The following is a 20,146-nucleotide window of genomic DNA, read 5'->3' as shown; positions in this document are numbered from 1 at the left end:
CTTACTCGATTCAGCTACAATAGGAGGATAGCTTTTATAGGGGGATTGTTTTCATGAAACAGTATCATCAGCTTTGTCACGAAATCTTAACGAACGGTGTCAAAAAAGAAGACCGGACGGGAACCGGGACAACCAGTATTTTTGGACATCAGATGCGGTTCCCGTTACAGGATGGCTTTCCAATGGTGACGACGAAAAAATTACATATGAAGTCGATCATCCACGAGTTGATCTGGTTCATCTCTGGAGAGACCAACATTTCATATCTACAGGAGCACGGCGTCCGGATTTGGAACGAGTGGGCCGACGAAGATGGTAATCTTGGACCGGTCTACGGTGCCCAGTGGCGTTCGTTTCCTAAGCCCGACGGTTCGACGGTTGATCAGCTCGCAGATGTCATCGAGCAAATCAAGACGAATCCGGATTCACGCCGCTTGATTGTCAGTGCCTGGAACCCGGGTCAATTGGAAGAGATGGCACTGCCGCCATGCCACCTCTTGTTTCAATTTTATGTCGCGAACGGCAAATTGTCCTGCCAACTCTATCAGCGGTCTGCCGATGTCTTTTTAGGTGTTCCGTTCAATATTGCCTCTTATGCTTTGCTGACCCATATGATTGCTCATGTTTGTCAACTCGAAGTCGGTGATTTCGTGCATACGCTGGGTGATGCGCACATCTATTCCAACCACCTCGACCAAGTGAATCTTCAACTAAGCCGGACACCTAAACCATTGCCGACCATTCGTTTCGCACGTCAAGTCGAACGGATTGAAGACTTCACTTATGACGATATCATCATTGAAGGATATGATCCTGATCCGCATATCAAGGGAGTGGTTGCTGTATGATTTCCCATATCGTTGCGTACTCGAAAAACCGTGTGATTGGTCGTGACAATGATATGCCTTGGCATTTGCCGGCCGACTTGGTCCATTTCAAAAAAACGACGTACGGAAAACCGGTCATTATGGGGCGCAAAACATTTGTTTCGATTGGGCGTCCGTTACCGGGGCGTGAAAATATCGTCATCACACGCGATCCTTCCTTTCAGGCGGATGGTGTAACCGTTTGGCATGATCTGACTGCACTTGAGGCTTATGCAGAGACGGAAGAAGAGGTATTTCTAATTGGTGGTGGTGAACTATTTCAACAAACATTGCCATATACCCGCCGGATCTATGCAACAGAAATCGATGCTGTCATTGAGGGCGATGTCTACTATCCGTCCATCCCAAAAGAATTCAGCTTGGCTGAAAAAACAATCCATCCAAAAGACGATCAAAACCCGTTCGACTTTTCGATTCATCGCTTTGAAAGACACTGACTGTATTTACAGATGTTCGAACAAAAAAGAATCCGGCTTCCCTCATGTGGAAGTCGGATTCTCTTTTGTCCTGTTATGGTAAGCGGATAATCCATTCACGAATTTGTTCTTCTAACTGATCACGGTCAAGTGGTGACAGACAATAATCCGTGACACCACGTTCTAATACTTGCCCCAGTAATTGATTTTCTTCCGGAGCTATCGCAATCGCTTCAATCATCCCTTCCCGGGACTGTTTCCATTCCTCTAGCAATTTAAAATTATCTGCTGCTAATTGTTGCAACGGTAAGACACACAATTGAAGCGGAGCTTGTTTTTTTTCCTCATAAGGAACCACTTGAAACTGATACTTGGAATGATCTGGTAAGGACAGCGGTATTAGTTGCTGATAAGACTTTGCTTCAATTTTGATCAATGCCTCGATTTTTTCTTTCGCTGCCGAAACAGAATAGACAACTACTTGGTTCCTGCCGTTTCGTTTCGCCTGATAAAGTGCTTCGTCCGCTTCTGAAGTCATTTCTTCTACATCCAATGTCGGATGATCAATGATTGTCAAACCAATCGATACGGTTATTTTCAATCCGTTTGGAAATGTATGCCGTTCGATTCTAGCCCGGACTTTTTCCATCATTTCCGCTGCATGTTCAGGGTGATCCGCGCTAAACAATAACATAAACTCTTCTCCACCAAATCGGATTAGTTCATCCTCTTGACGGATGGCTTGCTTCGCCAAAACGGACAATTCTGCCAAGACCAAGTCTCCTGTCGGATGACCATGTAAGTCATTGATCCGTTTAAAATGGTCCAAATCAAAGATAGCTAAGGCAAATAACTGATTATCCCGTTCAAGACGTGACGTCCGGCGCCGGTATGCATTTTGAAGATATTTACGATTGAAGGCTCCTGTTAACTCGTCCACCAAAATTGTTGAAGAAACGGTACGTAATTTCCGAAGCAAACGTTTAAGGCGAATTTGCCGTTCTTCGATTTGAACGGTCTCGTCCCAATAATCATCTGCGCCTAAGGCATAACAGAGTTGACGGACAGACGCGTCGGACGGTCCGATGATGATTAGCGGAATAAATGAGCCTTCGACTTTTTTGATTAGTTTGAGTAATAAAGCATCATCTGTCGTCCGAACAATTTCATAGTCCACTAATATGGCATCCACGTGCAAATCATATCCGACTTCAAGTGTATCCTCAATCGAACCAAAAAAACGAGTCATATACCGGGCATTCTCAAGTGCTTTTTTCCATTGAACGTTTTCTAAAAAACGTTTCGTGACGGATAAAATCATTTCTTTTCGAACAACTTTTTTTCGTCCCCGCTCTGAAAGATGGTCAATGACAGGTGCAAGCAGCGTCTGAAGTTGCTCATGTGTCACTTCTTCGACTACATCATCCAGTTCTTCAATCCATCGAGCTGCTTGACGTTCAAAAAAATCTGCTTGATCTTGACCACTGAAACGCTTCAACCATTGGGAAAACACGACAAGTTCTGATTTGGGAACAGACTCCATTCGAAGTAGCCGCTCAACCATTAAAATCGTTTGTTCGATTTGTTTTTCAATCCGCTTTTGCTTCGTTTCCACAAGTCTTCCCTCTCTTTCTATACAGCCGAAAGCACCCTTTCGACTGAAAAGAAAACGAGGGAACCCCCTCGCTTTCGATTATGCTTTTAGATTTGGACTCACCATATCTGCCGGAACAATCCATTGGTCGTATTGCTCTTCTGTCAATAATCCGGTCGCAAGCGCTGCCTCTTTTAAAGTAGTACCCTCTTTATGGGCAGCTTTAGCAATCCGAGCTGCATTTTCATAACCGATGTGCGGGTTCAATGCGGTGACGAGCATCAACGAGCGTTCGACGTTCTCGGCAATGACCGTCCGTTCCGGCTCAATCCCGATGGCACAATGGTCATTGAATGAATGCAACGCGTCAGTCAGCAGACGAACCGACTGAATGTAGTTGTACATAATGACCGGCTTGAAGACGTTCAGTTCAAAGTTTCCTTGACTTGCTGCAAAACCAATCGTTGCGTCATTCCCAAGAACTTGAGCGGCAACCATCGTCAGCGCCTCACTTTGTGTCGGGTTGACTTTTCCAGGCATGATTGAACTTCCCGGTTCATTTTCTGGAATCGTAATTTCGCCAATTCCAGCACGAGGACCTGATGCCAACCAGCGGACATCGTTAGCGATTTTCATCGCATCCATAGCGAGCGCCTTGATTGCCCCGTGGGAAAAGACAAGTTGATCGTGGCTCGTCAGGGCATGAAACTTATTCTCTGCACTGACAAACGATTTTCCGGTCTCTTCACTCATTTTTTCAGCTGCCCGGTCTCCGAATTCCGGATGGGCATTGATGCCGGTTCCGACAGCTGTTCCACCGATGGCAAGTTCCGTCAGCGGCTCTAACGTCAGCTCAATCATCTTCTTCGATAATTGCAACATCCGGACCCATCCACTGATTTCCTGCCCCAATGTGATTGGTGTTGCGTCCTGCAAGTGGGTCCGACCAATCTTGACAATATCTGAGAAAGCTTTTGCCTTTTCGTCAAGTGTCGCATGGATAGCATCGATGGCCGGTAACAGTTGATCAATGACAATCGTTTTTGCTGCGATATGCATCGCGGTCGGATATGTATCATTTGAACTTTGCGATTTGTTAACGTCGTCATTCGGATGGATGACTTGCTCACTTCCCCGTTCGGCAAGTTTCCGTGTCGCGACCCGTGCGACGACTTCATTGACGTTCATGTTTGACTGAGTACCGGACCCGGTTTGCCAAACAACCAATGGAAACTCACCATCAAACTTCCCGGCGATGATTTCATCACATACTTCAGCAATCACTTCAGCTTTCTCTTGGTCCAAAACACCTAAATCACGATTGGCTAAAGCTGCCCCTTTTTTCAGAACAGCAAATGCCTGAATAATTTCGATCGGCATCTTTTCTGTTCCAATTTTAAAGTTTTCTAAGCTCCGTTGTGTCTGAGCTCCCCATTCCTGTGCTTCTGGGACACGAATTTCCCCCATCGTGTCACGTTCTAAACGATATTCCATGATCATTTCCCCCTTTATCTATTGATACCTTAATAGTTTAACGGAAACCACCGCGAATGGGAATGATAGAGGCGAGTTTGGGGAATAGTTTGTTATCGAAAAGGAGTGAATGCTTGATGTGGTTGATAAATTTAACGATTGTCCTGCTGTTGATTTTAGCGAATGGCGTCTTTGCGATGACAGAACTCGCCTTATTATCTTCAAAGAAATCCAAACTACAACAACATGCCGATGCAGGAAAAAAGTCAGCACAAGTCGCACTGGACTTTTTGGAACGTCCGACGGATCTGCTGTCGACTGTACAAGTCGGTATCACGTTGATTGGTATCATTAACGGAGCGTTTGGCGGCGCTGCTTTATCCGCCCCCTTGATCAACTGGCTATCCGGTTTTGAATGGCTTGCTCCTTATGCCAGCACGCTCGGCTATATCGTGGTCGTCACGATCATTACCTATTTATCACTTGTCGTTGGTGAACTGGTCCCAAAACGAATTGCTCTCGTCAGTCCGGAACGTGTCACGATGGCTTTGGCCCAACCCATGCGGTTATTCTCAAGTGTCTTAAAACCGTTCATCTTCATTTTAAGTAAATCAACGAGTGTCATCTTTCGGATGATCGGACTCGATCGTCTTCAAACGGAAGACGAGACGGAAGATGAGGTGAAACAATTATTGATCCGTGGGACAAAGGAAGGAACCTTCGCAACATCAGAAGCGGAACAAGTTTCGCGTGTATTCGCCTTTCATGATCAGCTGGCGTACGAATTAATGGAGCCGCGCACAGTGACAGAATGGATTGATCTGACTGATTCACCGGAACAGATTCTAGCTGATTTACGCAGCGCAAAACACCGGAATCTTCCCGTCGGTCACGGTGATTTGGATCATTTTGTCGGGTACATCGATGCAAAAGAAATTTTAGCTGCCGATCAACCAATTGCTGCCATTGAATCGTTGATCCACACACCGCTCATTGTTCCGAAACAATTACAAGCAACTGTCTTGCTCGAACGGATGCGCAAGGAAACTGTCTCGATTGCTTTTGTACTGGATGAGTACGGTGGATTTTTAGGAATGATTACCTTGTTTGATATTCTCGAAGCATTCGTCGGTGAAATCTCGACCATGGAAGAGGAGCCGGAACTCGTGCAACGGACGGATGGTTCCTATTTGGCCGACGGACTATTGCATATCGACGACTTAAAGCGTGTCCTCGGCATCAAAACGGACTTACCGGGTGAAGAAAAAAATAGCTATCATACAGTTGCGGGACTCGTCTTATTTCTACTGGGCGAATTTCCAGTCCGCGGAAGTCATGTCATAAGTAACGGCTATCGCTTTGAAGTCGTTGACTTGGACGGTCGACGGATTGATCAAATTTTAATCGAACGACAGGAAGAACCTGTCGAAGAGACGTCCTCACCAAAAAACTGATCCGGTCTATGAGACCGGATCAGTTTTTCTGTTGAGATCAATATTCATTTAATGCTTCTTTTGCCACACGATCGGCTTTATTTTCTGACCGTGGAATCCACTTGACGAAGGCAAGCGGTAAACGGACAAAACGTTCAAATGCCGGATCAAAGTAAATTTGAATCCGTTTATTTTTGGCAAATTCGCGTTCGACCGCCAAAGAAACAGCTTCTGAATCCGTACGGAAAGAAAACACACTCTCTCCTTGCTCCAACAGTTCTTCTGCCAGTTCCACCGCTTTTAAAAATGCCTGAAATTCGGCTTCGTGATTATTCTCGGCCGTGATTCTAAACGTTCGTTCAATGACTTGACCTTCGGAATTTTTGCAAAAAATCCCGACTGCTGCATCATCATTCGAGGGACGGACTGCTCCGTCAAAATATAGTTCAACCATGTTCTCTCGCCGCCTTTACACCTTTTCGAATCGCTTGTTCATCCAAATTCTTCCCAATGAAGACTAACGTCGTTTGTTTGGGTTCTTCAAATTCACCACGCGTTGCTGTTCCATAAATCATGCCTGTTCCCTGCAAAATAATTTTCCGATTCGTATCCGAAAAATGAAGGATTCCTTTATAACGATATAAGTCTTCCGCGTATGCTTCGAGGATTTCTCGAAGCACGGCGCCAAAGCGTTGCCGGTGCAGCGGAACTTGTTCTGTAATCGTCAACGCTGTAAAGGACTCTGCTGCTTTCTGCAGACCGTCTGTTTGTCGTGCCAACCGTTCTTCTTCCTGCTTCGGAAAATGAAAGGTTTCGAATAAATGCTGGATCGGCGTGTCAGAATCGATGGTCGGCAGAATCAGTGCCGTTGGATTCAGTTCGGATAAACGTTTCGCTGCAATCGCAACCTCGTCCGCCGAAATCAAATCCGTTTTGTTTAACAACAAGGTGTCCGCAAAGCCGATTTGCCGGACGTTTTCTTCAAACGTCAATTGTCGTTCCAGTTGATAGGCGTCCACGACCGTCACGACACTCGATATTTGATATTGCTGTTCCACTGCCGGTTCAAAGTAAAATGTCTGTAAGATAGGACCCGGATCTGCAATTCCTGTCGTTTCGACGATTAAACGATCAAATGCCATCTCACCTTCGCGTCTTTTTTTAGCAATTCGCAGTAAAGCATCCCGCAAATCACCTCGAATGGAACAACAGATACATCCGTTCGTCAATTCGATGACTTCCTCGTCACTTCGCTCAATCAGCGCTTCGTCGATGTTGACCGCACCCACTTCGTTGACGAGTAACGCCACTTTTTCAATCGGATTCGCCACAATCCGGTTTAACAATGTTGTTTTTCCCGCCCCTAAAAAACCGGTGACGAGGGTCGTTTGAATACGTGCTGACATGTGTTCACTCCTTATGTTGACTGAGACTGCCGCCATTTTTCTTTTCGCGCATCGAGTAAGTCGATGGCGTGTAAATACCAGGCGTCTGTTGTCTGAGGGGTAACGCTTGATCCCCACTCTTTTTTCCCATGATGGGATAAAATCATATGCATCAACCGGTGGTACTGATCAACCGGCAGTCGGACGGCTTCCTTTTGTAACGCTTGTTCCAGGACAAAACATCCGTAAGGCATATGTCCAACCAGAACACCGTTCGGATCTAAGGCAATACCAGACAGTTTTTCATCTGCCGCTTCTGCTTGAACCAAACGAGAGAAACGATCGTCGCTCGCCCCCAAATGAGTATATTCAAAGATTTTCCCAATATCGTGCAACAAAATGCCCAATAATAATTCATCCTGGTGCGGCCGGTCGTTTAACAACGCAATCGAACGCGCAGATTGATACAACGCATCAAAACTGTCATCCCAGGCAAATTGTCGTATTTCCCGGTCACTGGCGTGAAACAAATCATTTTTATGATCGGCCTCAGCCTCTTGAATACATTTTAAGAGTGTTAAGTCCGGGCGTTCTGATTGACAGATTCCAAAACCAATCGTCATCATGCACGCCGTGTGCTTCAATAGTCCGCCGATATAGGCATGGTGATGATATAACGCCGCCGGACGAGTCGAGAAATCTTCCCAATACGAGGACAACACGCGGTGCGCTACTTGTCGGAGCGGCGTCTCCATCTTTTCAATCAGCCCAATCAGTTGATCCCGATAGTCGCTTGCGGTTTCGCCAATTGGCATTTGTGGTAAAAATGTCGTTCCAGATTGATCATGAACGGCTTTAACACGCTGGACCGTCAATGATTTATTTCCTGAATCAACCGGGTACTCTTCCACTTTGGCAAACACATGAACGATGCCTGTTTCAAGATAGGGACGCATTGCCTCTTCAGCCGTTCCTTGATTCAACCATTGTTTTCCTTTACACGCACCACTCGGAGAGTTGAAGGTAAATTGTAACCATTCACGACCTGTCTGGCTTGTTTTAATTTCAGCTGATGCCACGAGTAACGTTTCTTCCACCTGTTCACCAGGAACATGGTTGGAAATCAGGAATCCCGTCTTCGCCTCCGTTCCTTCGAGTCGATAGTCTTCTCCGCTGTAAACCGGCATCTCTAGCTCGGGAATGGCTTTAAATAATCGAATCATCGTCAACACCCCTCTCATTTACTCCGCCTTTCATGATAACAAATCTTCTCTATTTCTGCATATGCTAAAACATCCATTGTAAGCGCTTCATTTATGATTTAAAATGACAAGAGAAGACAAATTTCCCATGATAAGGAGGACTACCGGATGATTTTTTCATTATCGACCTGTTATGATACGGTGCAAACTTCAGAACTAGAGTCAGAACCATCTATCGTGACACGTGAACAACTTCGTCAAGCTGTCAGCGTTTATGATCCGTTCGCTCTTAAGGACCCTTGTTTATTACATCAACTCATTTATCAAGAAATGGTCTCAGCATGTCGACAAGTTGAAGCACTTGGTTTATCGCTTGACGCTATCCCTGTTAAGCTTTTAATTGTATCATCATTTAATCCGGGAGCGGGTTTCGACGCTGATGAAATCGATCGGATGTCCCACGCAACATTAAAACGGCAACTTGCGACCAATGATGTCGTCTTTTCCCGATTTATCCAACAATTATTTCTTCATCAAACACAACCAGACATTCTCTGCCAACGTTTGATGGGCATATTAGCAGGCGCGACTACACAAAAAGTACTCATTCGAGCCAAACGCCTCCAAACTTCTTGGGCCATTCTGCACTGATAATACAAAAAACAAAAAGTCCCGACTCAAGCGAGTCAGGACTTTTTTTCAACGACCTGGCATTCCAGCTCCTTGATGGATTATTCTAATGAAAATGCGGCATTCCGCTTCGTCATATTCTATATACATCATTGCAGAATATTGGAAATATGTCAATTCATTTTTCAAAAAAAAGTGGGATAACTTCGTCTGAAGTTATCCCGAATGGAAGAGTGAATAATTACCATGGCAATGCTTAATTTCATAATACAATGTGATGGAAGCGTTTACAAGTCTTTATCGAAAATTCTTTCAAGAAAATATTCTTCTGTTAATGGACGATGAAGCACTTCAATCCCACTTTGACGCATCAGCTTTAATCCATCACCATATTCATAACCAGTCGAATAGACTACACGATCAATTTTTGATGCAATTAAAGCTAAACTACACGCATGACATGGGCTGTGCGTAACATAGGCCGTCGCGTGACGTGCGCTGGTCGAGTCTGCTGCAAGCTTTCCCAACGCATTGATTTCAGCATGGATTTCGTTCAGTTTCGACCATTCATGGTGCTCTTCTTGATTATCACATCGGTGAAACACTTGACCGTTATGTAATACAGACAGTTCATCAGGCTGCTCATGAAGTTTTCCTTCTGTTGCGGCTTTATAAAGAACACTGTCTTGTTTTAAATAAATTTCATTGCAGTTCACGTGTTGACTAGGTGTTCCGTTGATTCCGATTGAAATTGGTTTTTCATCTTTGACGATGACACAAGCGACAGACTTCGAAGCACATTTTGAGTGTCGATCCGCCATCATCCGAGCAAATAAAAGCCAAGTCGTATCCCACTGATGTTGTTTTGTCATAGTTTTAAGTCGGCGGACACCCGTGACTTTAGTCATGGGAGAAGCCGACCTTCACCTCCTTTTGAATAAACCACTAAGGAACACATAAATGTGTTCCTTAGTAAGGGCGATTTGGTAATTCGCGACTTTTAGAAGCCACTTCAATCACTTTTTGTTTCAACTCATTTTCCATTCGTTCTAGCTCATGTTCTGCATCACGTCGTTTTTGTTTTCCGTCCTGTTGAATCCGAAGCGTTTCATCTAATGTTTCAATTAAGTTTTGATGTGCTACTTTCAAGGATTCCACGGAAACGATTCCCTTTTCGTTTTCTTCCGCGATCTCAATTGAAGAATCTTTTAGGAGTCTAGAATTTTGTTCTAACAATTGATTGGTCGTATTCGTGACATCTTTTTGCATCTGCAATGCTGTTTTTTGCCGCGATAGACTTAGTGAGAGGACCACTTGGTTTTTCCAAAGTGGAATCGTGTTGACAACCGCTGATTCAATCTTTTCTGCCAAGATTTGATTATTCTGTTGGATGACACGGATTTGAGGAGCCATCTGCAGACTGATTGTCCGTGATAGTTTTAAATCATGAATTTTCTTTTCAAAACGATCGGTCAGCTGAATCAAGTCATTCAGCTCCTGAAGTCGCGTTTGATCACGTGTCCGTTCGACTTCCATGCGAAGAGGCTCGATTTCCTGTTCTCTGACATGGGCAATCTTTGTTTCACCTGCCGCGATGTACAAGTTCAATTCTTCAAAATAGCGCTTGTTTTTTTGATACATTTGATCCAAAAGCGTGATATCTTTCATTAACCCAAATTTTGAGCGGTCCAGATTGTGAACGACTTCTTCAAGGTAAGCGCTCATTTTTTCATATTGCAGGAAATACGTTTCTGCTTTTTTCTTCGCACGACCGATGACCGGTACATTCGACCAAAAACTTTTCTTTTCCTGCAATGTGTCCGGATCCATCTGACGGACACGTTGCATTAAATCCGACAGAAGTTTTCCGGCATCTCCACCGTCTTTCATTTTCACTTCACTTAAGACTTGATCGGAAAATTGGGATAACTCGCGTTGTACCGGTGCACCAAATTGCATCACAGCATCCGATTTATTTAAATCAATGACTTGAAGCAACCGTTCGATTTTTTGCCGTTGTTCGGTCGGAACATCACTTGGAATCATTTCTTCGATTGGTCGGGTGGGCACTGCTCGATGCTGAGACGTTTCTGCGAGATTCAAATCGACAGAAGGATCTGAAATCGACGGTTGTGTCGATGTTTCTTCATCCGGCCATTGTTGCCAGCTATTGTTGTCAGAATGGGTCATGTTTATAACTCTCCTCCTGTTTTCGTTGTTCGGTTTCTTGCGCCAGTACTTTTTCAATCGTTAAAAGTTCACGTTCTAGATCAACAGTATCACCTTCCAATAGAAGTGATTGCTGTTGCTTTAATTTCTCGGCAATCATTTTAAGATTCGATTGTAATTGTTCCCGCGTCTCAACTTGCACTTGTGCACCGCGACGCTCTAAATCCGCAAATTTCTCGGAGATCGATAACAAAGAATCCAAGTAAAACGTGAAGAAATCACGGACCTTTTTTACCTCACGTGGTGCTTCAAACAATTCTTGGAATAAGATATGGGCCTCACGGGAAACGATGCGCATTTCGGAACGAATTTCGCTATCGCGGATTGAAGGAATGAGTTTATCAAACGATTGAAGTTTGACGAATCCTTCTTCGACTGTCCGTTGTAAGACTTGCAGTTCCAAATCATCGGTTTCTTCAAACCGTCGTGTCGCTTGTTCTGGTTTTAGAATGATACTGCCGACAAATTCCTCTTCATCATCCAATAACAATTTCTTTTTGACACTTTTACGTTTAAGTTCTGTCGATTTCCGGTCCGTCCGGTATCGTTTTCCTGGCTTGGCACGATATCCGCTCCAGATAAACCAAAGACCTAGAGCAATGAAGATACCGGAAAAGTTGAATGTATCCGCAATTTGCAGAAAAACAAACATCAAACCAACGGAACCCATTATCCACCATGTAGACGACTTCATCTCATCCCCTCTTTCGATTGATGATTCTATTCTCTGTATCCTTTAAACGATTGGTTCCTTATATCTTACCATTACGAATCATATAACAAAAAGTTTCCCGTTTTTGCGCATTGTTAGTCCTCTGTATTTCTTATTTCACCATAATCTAAAAGAGAAAACATCCGCCTCAAGTTCGATTTCCCGAATTTTTCACAAGTAAAAAAAGCTGATCTGCAATTCCACAGACCAGCTTTTTCTATGTCTTGTTTTTCAATACATTAAGAACCGAATAATGGCCAGATCAGGACAATTAAAATCGCAATCGGACTCAAATAACAAATACTGAACCGCCAAAATGGAAGAATTCGCTTCATGAAAGGACTCGTGACGAGTTCCTGTTCGACTAGTGTCCGGTCCAACTTGAATCCGGCAAAAAACGAAATCAATAAGGCACCGATTGGCATCAGGATGTTCGATACAGTGAAGTCCATCCAATCAAAGATTGTCTTGTTCATCCAAGTGATTTCACTTGCTATACCAAATGAAAGTGCTGAAGGAATACCAATCAACGCAATCAAGAATGTCGCAATTACCGTATTTCGTTTTTTATCTTTAAACGTCGCTGTTGCTTTTCGATCCGTTATGGCGGATACGACAACCTCAAGCATCGCAATCGATGATGTGATGGAAGCGAACGCAAACAAGAGGAAAAACAACACGAGAAACAGTGAACCGAACTGAATTTGACTGAATACGGTCGGCAACACAATGAACAATAACGCCGGACCTTCCGCCGGATCAAGTCCTGAAGCGAATACAGCCGGGAAAATCGCGAAGCCGGCAAGCAGAGAGACGACGACGTTCAGTGACACAATCCACGCAGCGGACCGATTAATTTGTCCCCGCTCTTTCATGTAAGAAGCATATGTCAGCATGGCCGATACTCCTAATGAGAGAGAGAAGAAGGCTTGCCCCAAGGCACTGAGGACAGATGTCCGGTTCAAGGCCGAGAAATCCGGTTCGATAAAGAAGCGGATACCTGCACCTGCGCCTTCAAGCGTCAATGAACGAATGACAAGAATGATAAAACAGAGAAACAGTAACGGCATCATAATTTTACTCATTTTTTCAATACCGGCTTGTACTCCGCGTAAGACAATCACACAGGTAATGATCAAGAAGATCAACTGACCCGTAATTGCATACCCGGGAGAACTGGACACTGTAGCGAATAATTCGCCTAAATCTGTTCCGCTCATGGCAGTTAAATTACCCGAAAAACCTAAAACGATGTAGATCAGGACCCAACCTCCGATGACGCTGTAAAATGAGAGCAGTAAAAAACAAGCGATGACACCGAGCCAGCCAATGAATGTATATTTTTTATGACCAAGTTCCGTAAATGCTTGTAAAGCCGTTTTCCCACTCGTCCGGCCAATCAAGAACTCGGCAATCAAGACCGGCAATCCAAGTAATAACGTGAATGCTAAAAAGAGCAGTAAAAACGCTCCTCCCCCATTGGTTCCCGTTGTGTACGGAAATTTCCATATCGCACCTAAACCGATGGCTGATCCTGCTGCTGCTAAAATAAAACCAACCTTCGAAGCCCATGCATTTCCTTTCATGGTCTCGACCTCCTTTTCAAAAATACTTTTCCATTGTACAAAAATTCAAGTCAGAAGTCATCCTTTATCAAACATTTTCTTTAAAGCATCAAAGCATAACCGCGAATATGTAATGAACTAAAGAATTTTATGCTAAAAAATCGAAGTCCGCATAATGGACTTCGATCAGAAAAAAATTTGATTTGTTAAAAATAATTCTATACTAATGTATCGATTCGACCGCTGTACATTTTTAAATACTTCGGTAATACTTTGACCTCGATCGGCGAATGCATCGCCTTCTCTCCATCCGTATCAATGACTTTTGGAGAATCTGTTTTCAAGGTAAAACCGCTCGTCAGAATGTGTGTGAAGGAAGGTTCCGTCGCCAGCCCCATTTTTTGCAAGATGACGTCGCGGATGGTCGTCAAGTTCACTTCATCGACGATCACAAGATCAAGCTTCCCGTCATTGTAAGCCCCTTCTGATAAGTTGGTTTCGATACCGCCGAGCGATTCCCCGTTCGCCGCCAAAATCAAGACCGCTTCTCCGGTCATTTTCTGCCCTTCCGCCAACTCCAGATCGTACGAAAACGGTTCTGCTTCTATACTGGAACGGATTGTCGACAGATAATACCCCATTTTCCCTAAACGGGCTTTTTCTTCCGTATCAATTCCGATTGAAGCTTCTGCCACAAGACCAAGCCCAAGGAAATTTAAGAAATACGTATCGTTTACTTGTCCGAGATCCACTTTAACGATTTGTTGTGTGGCAATCATTTCAGCCGCTAATCGTGGCACCATCGGCAATCCTAACGTCCGAGCAAAATCATTGCACGTACCGCCCGGGATAATGCCGAGAATCGGACGCGTCTCCAGTTTGGCTATTCCATTGATCACCTCAAACACGGTACCGTCCCCACCGATGACGACAAGGGCGTCAAATCCATCTGATTCCTCCGCAAAATGCATCGCATCCAATGCTTGTGCCGTTTGACGGATAACAATCTCATCAAACAAAGCTGCAAGTGGATCAATCACATCTTGTAACAGACCACCGCGGTTGGATCCTGCCGTCGGGTTACTGATCAATAGTAATCTCATTTAAGAATTCCTTCTTTCTGTAAATAGTCGCGCGCGACTTGATTCGCGGTTTTTCCACCGTAAGCGACCGCTTCATTCATTTTCGACATCTCACTGTCGGAAATTTTTCCGTCTAACTGTTTTAATGCCTCTTCCACTTCAGGATACTCCTCTAACGTCTCTTGTCGAAGTAGAGGTGCTCCTTCATACGGCGGGAATAACTGTTGATCGTCTTCTAACACGACCATATTGTATTTTACGATTTCCGGATCTGTCGAATAGGCATCGATGACTTGGATGTCTCCCGACTCAACGGCTTTATACCGCAATTTCGGTTCCATCGTTACAACCTCTTTAAAATTAACACCATATGTTTCTTGAATGCCTTTGTAACCGTCTTGACGATCTTTGAACTCCAGTGTAAATCCAGCTTTTAACTGATCCGCGACTTGTTGTAAGTCAGAAATTGTTTTTAAGTTGTATTGGTCGGCGACTTTTTTCGGAACAGCGACGGCATACGTGTTGTTGTAATTCATCGGTGGAAGCAGCGCCAACTTTTGTTTAGCAAGTCCATCGCGTGCCTGCTTAAAAACGGCTTCTTTTTCATTTGAAACCGGTTTTTCATTCGTCAAACTGGCAAGGACCGTTCCTGTAAATTCAGGATATAAATCAATGTCTCCGGATTGTAATGCTTTGTAGACAAATGTCGTCTTACCAAAGTTCGGTTTTACTTGAACGTTTAAATCCGTCTGATCTTCGATGACTAACTTGTACATGTTCATCAGGATTTCAGGTTCGACTCCTAACTTACCGGCGACCACCAAATCCGGTTGTTCCGTCCGTCCGAGAGCGAAAGGTGTGATGATCAATGTCGCGATTAGTGCGAGCGCGACGACGAGTCTTCCCGTTTGACGTTTTTTCGTTGCCACTTCGGTCTGTCGTAACAATCCGTCAAACAAAAGTGCCAATAAAGCGGCTGGAATCGCACCCAACAGCAACAGATAGTTGTCATTTCGATCAATTCCAAGCAGGATGATCGAACCGAGTCCGCCAGCACCAATCAAGGCGGCAATCGTAGCTGTCCCGATAATTAAGACCATCGCCGTCCGAATTCCGGCCATCATGACGGGTAAGGCTAACGGAAGCTCTACTTTCAGCAAACTTTGTGTCGGTGTCATGCCGCAAGCCCGTGCCGCTTCCTTCAATGATGGATCGACTTCAGCCAACCCGGTGTACGTGTTCCGAACAATGGGGAGAAGAGCATATAAAACAAGAGCTATCACTGAAGGAACTGTTCCGATTCCGACAAGTGGAATCATCAAACCGAGCAGGGCAAGTGATGGAATCGTTTGGATGACTGAAGTGACGCCGATTGACCACTCACTGAATTTTTTATGACGGGATAAATAAATACCAAGTGGAATGGCAATCAGACAAGCAATCACCAGTGAAAGGACCGACAATTGAATATGTTCAATCAGTGCTTGTAATAACTCTGCTTTTCGATCTTGATACGTCTCGACTAAGCCTGTCATGAGAGTGTCCCCCTGACTTTACCCATGAATTCCTGAACAAATTCATCATTGCTCGATAAAATCTCTTCTTTCGTTCCGATCAAAACAATCTTGCCTTCATTCATCAAACAAATTCGACTGCCGAGTTTCAACGCTTCATTCATGTCATGCGTCACGAATAAGATGGTTTTCCCGAGTTCTGCATTTAAACGCAACAAATCATTTTGCAACTGATCTCTCGAAATCGGATCTAACGCTGAAAAAGGTTCATCCATTAAAATCACGTCTTGTTCCGCCGCCAATGCCCGCATGACTCCCACGCGCTGCTGCTGTCCGCCTGAAAGTTCTGTTGGATATTTTTTTCTTAAACTCTCATTTAATCCGGTTAACCGGAATAATGTTTGTACACGTTCTTCGACTTTCTTTTTGTCCCATTTCAGTAGATGAGGCACGACACTGACATTTTCTTCAATCGTCATATGCGGGAATAAGGCAATTTGTTGAAGTACGTAACCGATTTGACGACGCAATTGATGCTCATCGATTGACATAATCGGCTCGCCATTGATCCAGATTTGTCCTTCTGTATGATCAATCAATCGATTGACCATTTTCATCGTCGTCGTTTTTCCACATCCCGACGGTCCGATTAAACAAAAAATCTCTCCTTGTTCAACAGTGAAATTCAAGTCTCGGACTGCTTTTGTACCATCCGGATATATTTTTCCGACTTTTTTAAACTCAATCATACATGATCCCTCCAGCACCTTAATGTAGTAAAGTGTCTTCTTTATTATCTTTGTAAAATTCCCCTCATTTAACAGTTCTGAAACCTGCTACGCATGACTCACAAGCTCAAAAAAACCGGACAGAAACTTCTGTCCGGCTTTCCGATTATTTTGTTTTACGTTCTAACAGTTCAATCTCTGACTTGATCAAGACCTGCTTCTCGAATTCAAATCCAAGAGATTCGAAGTTTTTAGTATGTGACAAGTCGCCGACCACTGTATTGGTCAATACAGCCGTCACTTCTGCGACCCATCCTTCTTTTGTTTTCACCATATCACCGACGATATAATCAAATAACTCTTCTTCTTCCATCTTTTTCATCTCCTGACACGTTCAGATATTCTTAATCATATAAAAGAACCTATGAAAAAGCTAGTATTGCGTCAGCGTACGTAACATTTGCCGTAAAATTTTAGCCGTCAGCCCCCAAATCAAGTACTCTTCATGTTCATAAAAATGTTCAACCGTTTTGTATGTCCGGTCCACGTACGCATCACGATTCGCCAAACGGTCCGTCGGTACTTTATTACCAGGTCGAATCCGCCATTCCATTTCACCTTGAATCGGTTCCGCCGCAAGCAGGTCAGCCAGAGCCACATAAAAGATATGGTCCACTTCCATCGGCGACGGATCGATGTCTTCTGCCGTCAATATGCCGAGGTACGGATAAATAATGGAACGGTTCGGTGTCACGAGTGGTTCTAACGTACCGATGATTTCGATGTCCGAGTCGGTGACATTTAATTCTTCTTTCGTTTCCCGGATAGCTGCTTCTCTCGGTTGTTCCCCCGGATCAATCCGACCACCGGGAAACGCAATTTCTCCCGGTTGTGAGCGAAGGGTCTTCGCCCGAACTTGAAACAAGAGATGAACTTCTCCATCTCGTTCCATTAAAGGGACTAATACTGCTGCGGCATTTTTAGGTAGTTGTTCAGTCGAAGAAGCAAACACTCGCTTCACATCAGCCAGTTGGACATCCTTCATCGTGTTTCCTGCGCCACTTTCTGGTACGCTTCTTCTAGATGACGCATCCGAACGATCAAATCAGCATTTTTAGCGATTCGATCAGCCAAAATGGATCCGGCCACCACTTTGTAATAAGCATTCAGAGCTTGGATTTTCGACATGTATGCTTCATTTTGCTGCATGTATTCTCTAAAGTTACTCATCAACCGTTCTGTCGTAAATAATTGCTCGTTCACTGCTCTCATCCTTTCAGACGGTTCACCGTCCAGTCTATAGTTTAATGGTAGCGAGTTTCGGCTAAGAAGTAAAATAAGGGGGGCTATCCGTGAAGAAAAAAATAGATGTATTGATCATTGGTGCTGGACCGACCGGGTTGACATTAGCACTTGCCTTATCTCGTTATGGACTGACCTTTCGGATCATCGAACGGGCAAGCGGTCCATCTGTCGTCTCAAAAGCAATCGGTATTCAGGCTCGTTCACTCGAACTGTTTGCCCGGTTGGGTGTAGCGGACGCCTTGATGGAGAACGCCATCAAGATTAATCAAGGGAACCTGTATGTGAACGGTGCATGGCAGGCGAAACTGGATTTTACCGATTTAAATACACCATTTCCGTTCGTCACCTTGTTACCGCAAAGTGAAACGGAACGTATTTTGGAAACCCGCCTCCAAGAAGACGGGCATCAGGTGGAACGGGAGACGGAATTAACGGGTTTCGCCCAATTTCCGACATTTGTGTCCGCTACCATCCGAAAACATGACGTGACAGAAACCGTCGATGCTTCCTTCATTATCGGTGCTGATGGTGCCAACAGCTTTGTTCGGCGGGAGCTCGGACTTCCGTTCAGTGGAAAATCCTTTAAGGAATCCTGGGCACTGGCCGACATCGAAGTCGACTGGCCGTTGTCTTCAGAAGAAGTCCACATTTTCTTTTCCGACCATGGGGTAATCGAGTCCTTTCCCCTTCAGTCCAATTTATTCCGAATCACCGGCAACCTGACGAATGGCGCGGTCCCAACTGATCACGCGGCAATTGAGGACTTTTTGGAAAACCGGGCAAAAGTACCCTTTACCTTAAAGAAAGTTCACTGGTACTCGATGTTCCGTGTCCACAACCGAATCATCGAGAAATTTGGACACCACCGGATTTACTTGATTGGTGACGCGGCTCACATCAATTCACCGGTTGGAGGACAGGGAATGAACACCGGTATTGCAGATGCCATGAATTTAGCCTGGAAGCTATGGTGTGTCCACCGATTTAAAGCCAGCTTCCCATTGCTCGATTCTTACAGTGTCGAGCGGCGTGAAGCAGCGCGTGGCATTTTACGTTCAACGAATTTAGCAACGGAATTGTTACAGATCAATATTCCCTTTTTACTACCGCTTCAGGAAAAAGTAATCCGCAACAGCTTAAAGATTACACCATTGCATCATTACGTCACGAACCGAATCGCTCAACTCAACAGTAATTACAACGCTTCGCGATTATTCGTCACACAAGGTCATTTTCCACTTTTGACTCCGCGTCCCGGAGAACCGATGCCGTACAGTGAAGTCGTAAATCCGCGGACCAAGAAAAATGAATTGTTATTACGACGGGCGGATCGTAATTTCTTGCTGTTACTTTTCCTTCCTCGACAGGCTGATGCCAAGTTGCTTTTAGCCTTTAAAGAATTAGCCTATTCTTATCCGGATTTATTCGAGACTGTCCCGATTCATCAGGAACTAAAAGATGACGGAGTCGTCGATCAGGGCGGCGAGTTATCCCGAAAATTCGGTATCAAACAATCCGGTCTTTACTTGGTTCGACCGGATGGATACATTGCCTATCGTCAGCAAGGATTAAAGGTCCAATCTTTTTCACGTTATCTTGAGCGTTTACTTTATGCCCGTTAAGGACGTATCATAAAAGATGAGGTGAAAAGTGGATGGACTTTAATACGATTCGAATCATTTTAATTGTCGTGCTCGTGCTTTATTTTATCGTACTCGTGACGTTACGGACTAAAGAATCCCTACGTTGGGTATTACTTGGTGAAGAATTTGGTGACAAAGGGAAACAGTTGACCCGCGATCATGATCGTTTGGAGCAAGCTGGACTTCATGTTCGGATGGAACGCGGTGTCAAGACCTCATTTCTTTTCCGACGCTTCAGTAAAGATTTAGATGATCGTGTGGCTCTCTATGTTTTGAAAGAAGAGTTGCCCGAAGCTGAGGCTATTCTCGGTCAGAGATCATAAAAAATCGATTCCTCACATGCGAGGA

General features: G+C 44.4%; 21 protein-coding genes. 6 read left to right on the top strand and 15 right to left on the bottom strand.

Going from position 1 to position 20,146, the window contains the following annotated elements; genetic code table 11:
• Positions 1-53 precede the first annotated feature (53 nt).
• Positions 54-848 carry a thymidylate synthase gene (locus tag ACHA8N_RS11145; protein ID WP_147510988.1) on the top strand — a complete coding sequence of 265 codons (795 nt, stop codon included), beginning with the start codon at positions 54-56 and terminating at the stop codon, positions 846-848.
• Positions 845-1,324 carry a dihydrofolate reductase gene (locus tag ACHA8N_RS11140; RefSeq protein WP_393965758.1) on the top strand — a complete coding sequence of 160 codons (480 nt, stop codon included), beginning with the start codon at positions 845-847 and terminating at the stop codon, positions 1,322-1,324. The genes ACHA8N_RS11145 and ACHA8N_RS11140 overlap by 4 nt, the downstream gene beginning before the upstream one ends.
• Before the next feature lie 73 nt (positions 1,325-1,397).
• Here ACHA8N_RS11140 and ACHA8N_RS11135 read toward each other — a convergent pair whose 3' ends face one another.
• Together ACHA8N_RS11135 and fumC are read right to left on the bottom strand one after the other, a co-directional pair.
• Positions 1,398-2,918, bottom strand: coding sequence for a diguanylate cyclase (locus ACHA8N_RS11135; RefSeq protein WP_393965757.1), 1,521 nt, complete (start codon positions 2,916-2,918; stop codon positions 1,398-1,400).
• A gap of 78 nt (positions 2,919-2,996) precedes the next feature.
• Positions 2,997-4,391 carry a class II fumarate hydratase gene (gene fumC / locus ACHA8N_RS11130; RefSeq protein WP_147510985.1) on the bottom strand — a complete coding sequence of 465 codons (1,395 nt, stop codon included), beginning with the start codon at positions 4,389-4,391 and terminating at the stop codon, positions 2,997-2,999.
• A gap of 116 nt (positions 4,392-4,507) precedes the next feature.
• Between fumC and ACHA8N_RS11125 the strand changes: the two genes are divergently transcribed.
• Complete coding sequence (locus ACHA8N_RS11125) at positions 4,508-5,824, top strand: hemolysin family protein (RefSeq protein ID WP_393965756.1); 1,317 nt, start codon at positions 4,508-4,510, stop codon at positions 5,822-5,824.
• 37 nt (positions 5,825-5,861) lie between these two features.
• Here ACHA8N_RS11125 and ACHA8N_RS11120 read toward each other — a convergent pair whose 3' ends face one another.
• Genes ACHA8N_RS11120 through ACHA8N_RS11110 form a run of 3 tightly spaced genes read right to left on the bottom strand, consistent with a single transcriptional unit; the run spans position 5,862 to position 8,411 of the window.
• Positions 5,862-6,257, bottom strand: a complete 396-nt coding sequence (locus ACHA8N_RS11120) for a ribonuclease HI family protein (protein WP_147510983.1) — start codon at positions 6,255-6,257, stop codon at positions 5,862-5,864.
• Complete coding sequence (locus ACHA8N_RS11115) at positions 6,250-7,209, bottom strand: CobW family GTP-binding protein (protein WP_393965755.1); 960 nt, start codon at positions 7,207-7,209, stop codon at positions 6,250-6,252. The genes ACHA8N_RS11120 and ACHA8N_RS11115 overlap by 8 nt, the downstream gene beginning before the upstream one ends.
• Before the next feature lie 11 nt (positions 7,210-7,220).
• A complete protein-coding gene (locus ACHA8N_RS11110) occupies positions 7,221-8,411 on the bottom strand; it encodes an HD domain-containing protein (RefSeq protein WP_167498330.1) in 1,191 nt (396 codons plus the stop codon).
• A gap of 147 nt (positions 8,412-8,558) precedes the next feature.
• Here ACHA8N_RS11110 and ACHA8N_RS11105 point away from each other — a divergent pair, with 147 nt between their 5' ends.
• On the top strand, positions 8,559-9,041 hold the full coding sequence (locus ACHA8N_RS11105; protein WP_147510980.1) for a hypothetical protein: 483 nt from the start codon (positions 8,559-8,561) through the stop codon (positions 9,039-9,041).
• Positions 9,042-9,307: 266 nt separating this feature from the next.
• On the opposite strand, the gene ACHA8N_RS11100 is transcribed toward ACHA8N_RS11105, so the two are convergent.
• The 10 genes from ACHA8N_RS11100 to yvfG form a co-directional block, all read right to left on the bottom strand.
• Positions 9,308-9,892, bottom strand: coding sequence for a deoxycytidylate deaminase (locus tag ACHA8N_RS11100; protein WP_147511485.1), 585 nt, complete (start codon positions 9,890-9,892; stop codon positions 9,308-9,310).
• A 97-nt stretch (positions 9,893-9,989) separates the two neighbouring features.
• Positions 9,990-11,210, bottom strand: a complete 1,221-nt coding sequence (locus ACHA8N_RS11095; protein ID WP_147510979.1) for a toxic anion resistance protein — start codon at positions 11,208-11,210, stop codon at positions 9,990-9,992.
• Positions 11,197-11,943, bottom strand: a complete 747-nt coding sequence (locus ACHA8N_RS11090; protein ID WP_147510978.1) for a 5-bromo-4-chloroindolyl phosphate hydrolysis family protein — start codon at positions 11,941-11,943, stop codon at positions 11,197-11,199. Before ACHA8N_RS11090 ends, ACHA8N_RS11095 begins: the two co-directional genes overlap by 14 nt.
• A gap of 257 nt (positions 11,944-12,200) precedes the next feature.
• Entirely contained in the window at positions 12,201-13,547 is a 1,347-nt protein-coding gene (locus ACHA8N_RS11085; protein ID WP_393965754.1) for a sodium-dependent transporter, read from the bottom strand.
• A 197-nt stretch (positions 13,548-13,744) separates the two neighbouring features.
• Entirely contained in the window at positions 13,745-14,629 is an 885-nt protein-coding gene (locus tag ACHA8N_RS11080; protein ID WP_393965753.1) for a diacylglycerol/lipid kinase family protein, read from the bottom strand.
• Positions 14,626-16,143: an ABC transporter permease/substrate-binding protein gene (locus tag ACHA8N_RS11075; RefSeq protein ID WP_393965752.1), complete on the bottom strand. Its 1,518-nt coding sequence runs from the start codon at positions 16,141-16,143 to the stop codon at positions 14,626-14,628. The genes ACHA8N_RS11080 and ACHA8N_RS11075 overlap by 4 nt, the downstream gene beginning before the upstream one ends.
• Positions 16,140-16,871: an ABC transporter ATP-binding protein gene (locus tag ACHA8N_RS11070; protein WP_393965751.1), complete on the bottom strand. Its 732-nt coding sequence runs from the start codon at positions 16,869-16,871 to the stop codon at positions 16,140-16,142. The genes ACHA8N_RS11075 and ACHA8N_RS11070 overlap by 4 nt, the downstream gene beginning before the upstream one ends.
• 145 nt (positions 16,872-17,016) lie before the next feature.
• Entirely contained in the window at positions 17,017-17,223 is a 207-nt protein-coding gene (locus ACHA8N_RS11065; protein WP_012370627.1) for a hypothetical protein, read from the bottom strand.
• Between the two features lie 60 nt (positions 17,224-17,283).
• Complete coding sequence (locus tag ACHA8N_RS11060) at positions 17,284-17,895, bottom strand: NUDIX hydrolase (protein ID WP_147510973.1); 612 nt, start codon at positions 17,893-17,895, stop codon at positions 17,284-17,286.
• Positions 17,892-18,122, bottom strand: a complete 231-nt coding sequence (gene yvfG / locus ACHA8N_RS11055; RefSeq protein ID WP_393965750.1) for a protein YvfG — start codon at positions 18,120-18,122, stop codon at positions 17,892-17,894. The genes ACHA8N_RS11060 and yvfG overlap by 4 nt, the downstream gene beginning before the upstream one ends.
• A gap of 80 nt (positions 18,123-18,202) precedes the next feature.
• On the opposite strand from yvfG, the gene ACHA8N_RS11050 reads away from it, so the two are divergent.
• Together ACHA8N_RS11050 and ACHA8N_RS11045 are read left to right on the top strand one after the other, a co-directional pair.
• Positions 18,203-19,777, top strand: a complete 1,575-nt coding sequence (locus tag ACHA8N_RS11050) for an FAD-dependent monooxygenase (protein ID WP_147510971.1) — start codon at positions 18,203-18,205, stop codon at positions 19,775-19,777.
• A gap of 32 nt (positions 19,778-19,809) precedes the next feature.
• Complete coding sequence (locus ACHA8N_RS11045; RefSeq protein WP_147510970.1) at positions 19,810-20,121, top strand: hypothetical protein; 312 nt, start codon at positions 19,810-19,812, stop codon at positions 20,119-20,121.
• Positions 20,122-20,146 lie beyond the last annotated feature (25 nt).

The organism is Exiguobacterium sp. S22-S28, assembly GCF_043359615.1.
Classification (GTDB): Bacteria; Bacillota; Bacilli; order Exiguobacteriales; family Exiguobacteriaceae; genus Exiguobacterium_A.
This window is presented reverse-complemented; position numbering and strand designations above follow the sequence as displayed.

Bases quoted from the DNA above. Each gene is read 5' to 3' on its own strand.
- ACHA8N_RS11145 (WP_147510988.1), top strand. From the start codon at position 54: ATGAAACAGTATCATCAGCTTTGTCACGAAATCTTAACGAACGGTGTC.
- ACHA8N_RS11140 (WP_393965758.1), top strand. From the start codon at position 845: ATGATTTCCCATATCGTTGCGTACTCGAAAAACCGTGTGATTGGTCGT.
- fumC (WP_147510985.1), bottom strand. From the start codon at position 4,391: ATGGAATATCGTTTAGAACGTGACACGATGGGGGAAATTCGTGTCCCA.
- ACHA8N_RS11125 (WP_393965756.1), top strand. From the start codon at position 4,508: ATGTGGTTGATAAATTTAACGATTGTCCTGCTGTTGATTTTAGCGAAT.
- ACHA8N_RS11120 (WP_147510983.1), bottom strand. From the start codon at position 6,257: ATGGTTGAACTATATTTTGACGGAGCAGTCCGTCCCTCGAATGATGAT.
- ACHA8N_RS11115 (WP_393965755.1), bottom strand. From the start codon at position 7,209: ATGTCAGCACGTATTCAAACGACCCTCGTCACCGGTTTTTTAGGGGCG.
- ACHA8N_RS11110 (WP_167498330.1), bottom strand. From the start codon at position 8,411: ATGATTCGATTATTTAAAGCCATTCCCGAGCTAGAGATGCCGGTTTAC.
- ACHA8N_RS11105 (WP_147510980.1), top strand. From the start codon at position 8,559: ATGATTTTTTCATTATCGACCTGTTATGATACGGTGCAAACTTCAGAA.
- ACHA8N_RS11100 (WP_147511485.1), bottom strand. From the start codon at position 9,892: ATGACAAAACAACATCAGTGGGATACGACTTGGCTTTTATTTGCTCGG.
- ACHA8N_RS11095 (WP_147510979.1), bottom strand. From the start codon at position 11,210: ATGACCCATTCTGACAACAATAGCTGGCAACAATGGCCGGATGAAGAA.
- ACHA8N_RS11090 (WP_147510978.1), bottom strand. From the start codon at position 11,943: ATGAAGTCGTCTACATGGTGGATAATGGGTTCCGTTGGTTTGATGTTT.
- ACHA8N_RS11085 (WP_393965754.1), bottom strand. From the start codon at position 13,547: ATGAAAGGAAATGCATGGGCTTCGAAGGTTGGTTTTATTTTAGCAGCA.
- ACHA8N_RS11080 (WP_393965753.1), bottom strand. From the start codon at position 14,629: ATGAGATTACTATTGATCAGTAACCCGACGGCAGGATCCAACCGCGGT.
- ACHA8N_RS11075 (WP_393965752.1), bottom strand. From the start codon at position 16,143: ATGACAGGCTTAGTCGAGACGTATCAAGATCGAAAAGCAGAGTTATTA.
- ACHA8N_RS11070 (WP_393965751.1), bottom strand. From the start codon at position 16,871: ATGATTGAGTTTAAAAAAGTCGGAAAAATATATCCGGATGGTACAAAA.
- ACHA8N_RS11065 (WP_012370627.1), bottom strand. From the start codon at position 17,223: ATGGAAGAAGAAGAGTTATTTGATTATATCGTCGGTGATATGGTGAAA.
- ACHA8N_RS11060 (WP_147510973.1), bottom strand. From the start codon at position 17,895: ATGAAGGATGTCCAACTGGCTGATGTGAAGCGAGTGTTTGCTTCTTCG.
- yvfG (WP_393965750.1), bottom strand. From the start codon at position 18,122: ATGAGAGCAGTGAACGAGCAATTATTTACGACAGAACGGTTGATGAGT.
- ACHA8N_RS11045 (WP_147510970.1), top strand. From the start codon at position 19,810: ATGGACTTTAATACGATTCGAATCATTTTAATTGTCGTGCTCGTGCTT.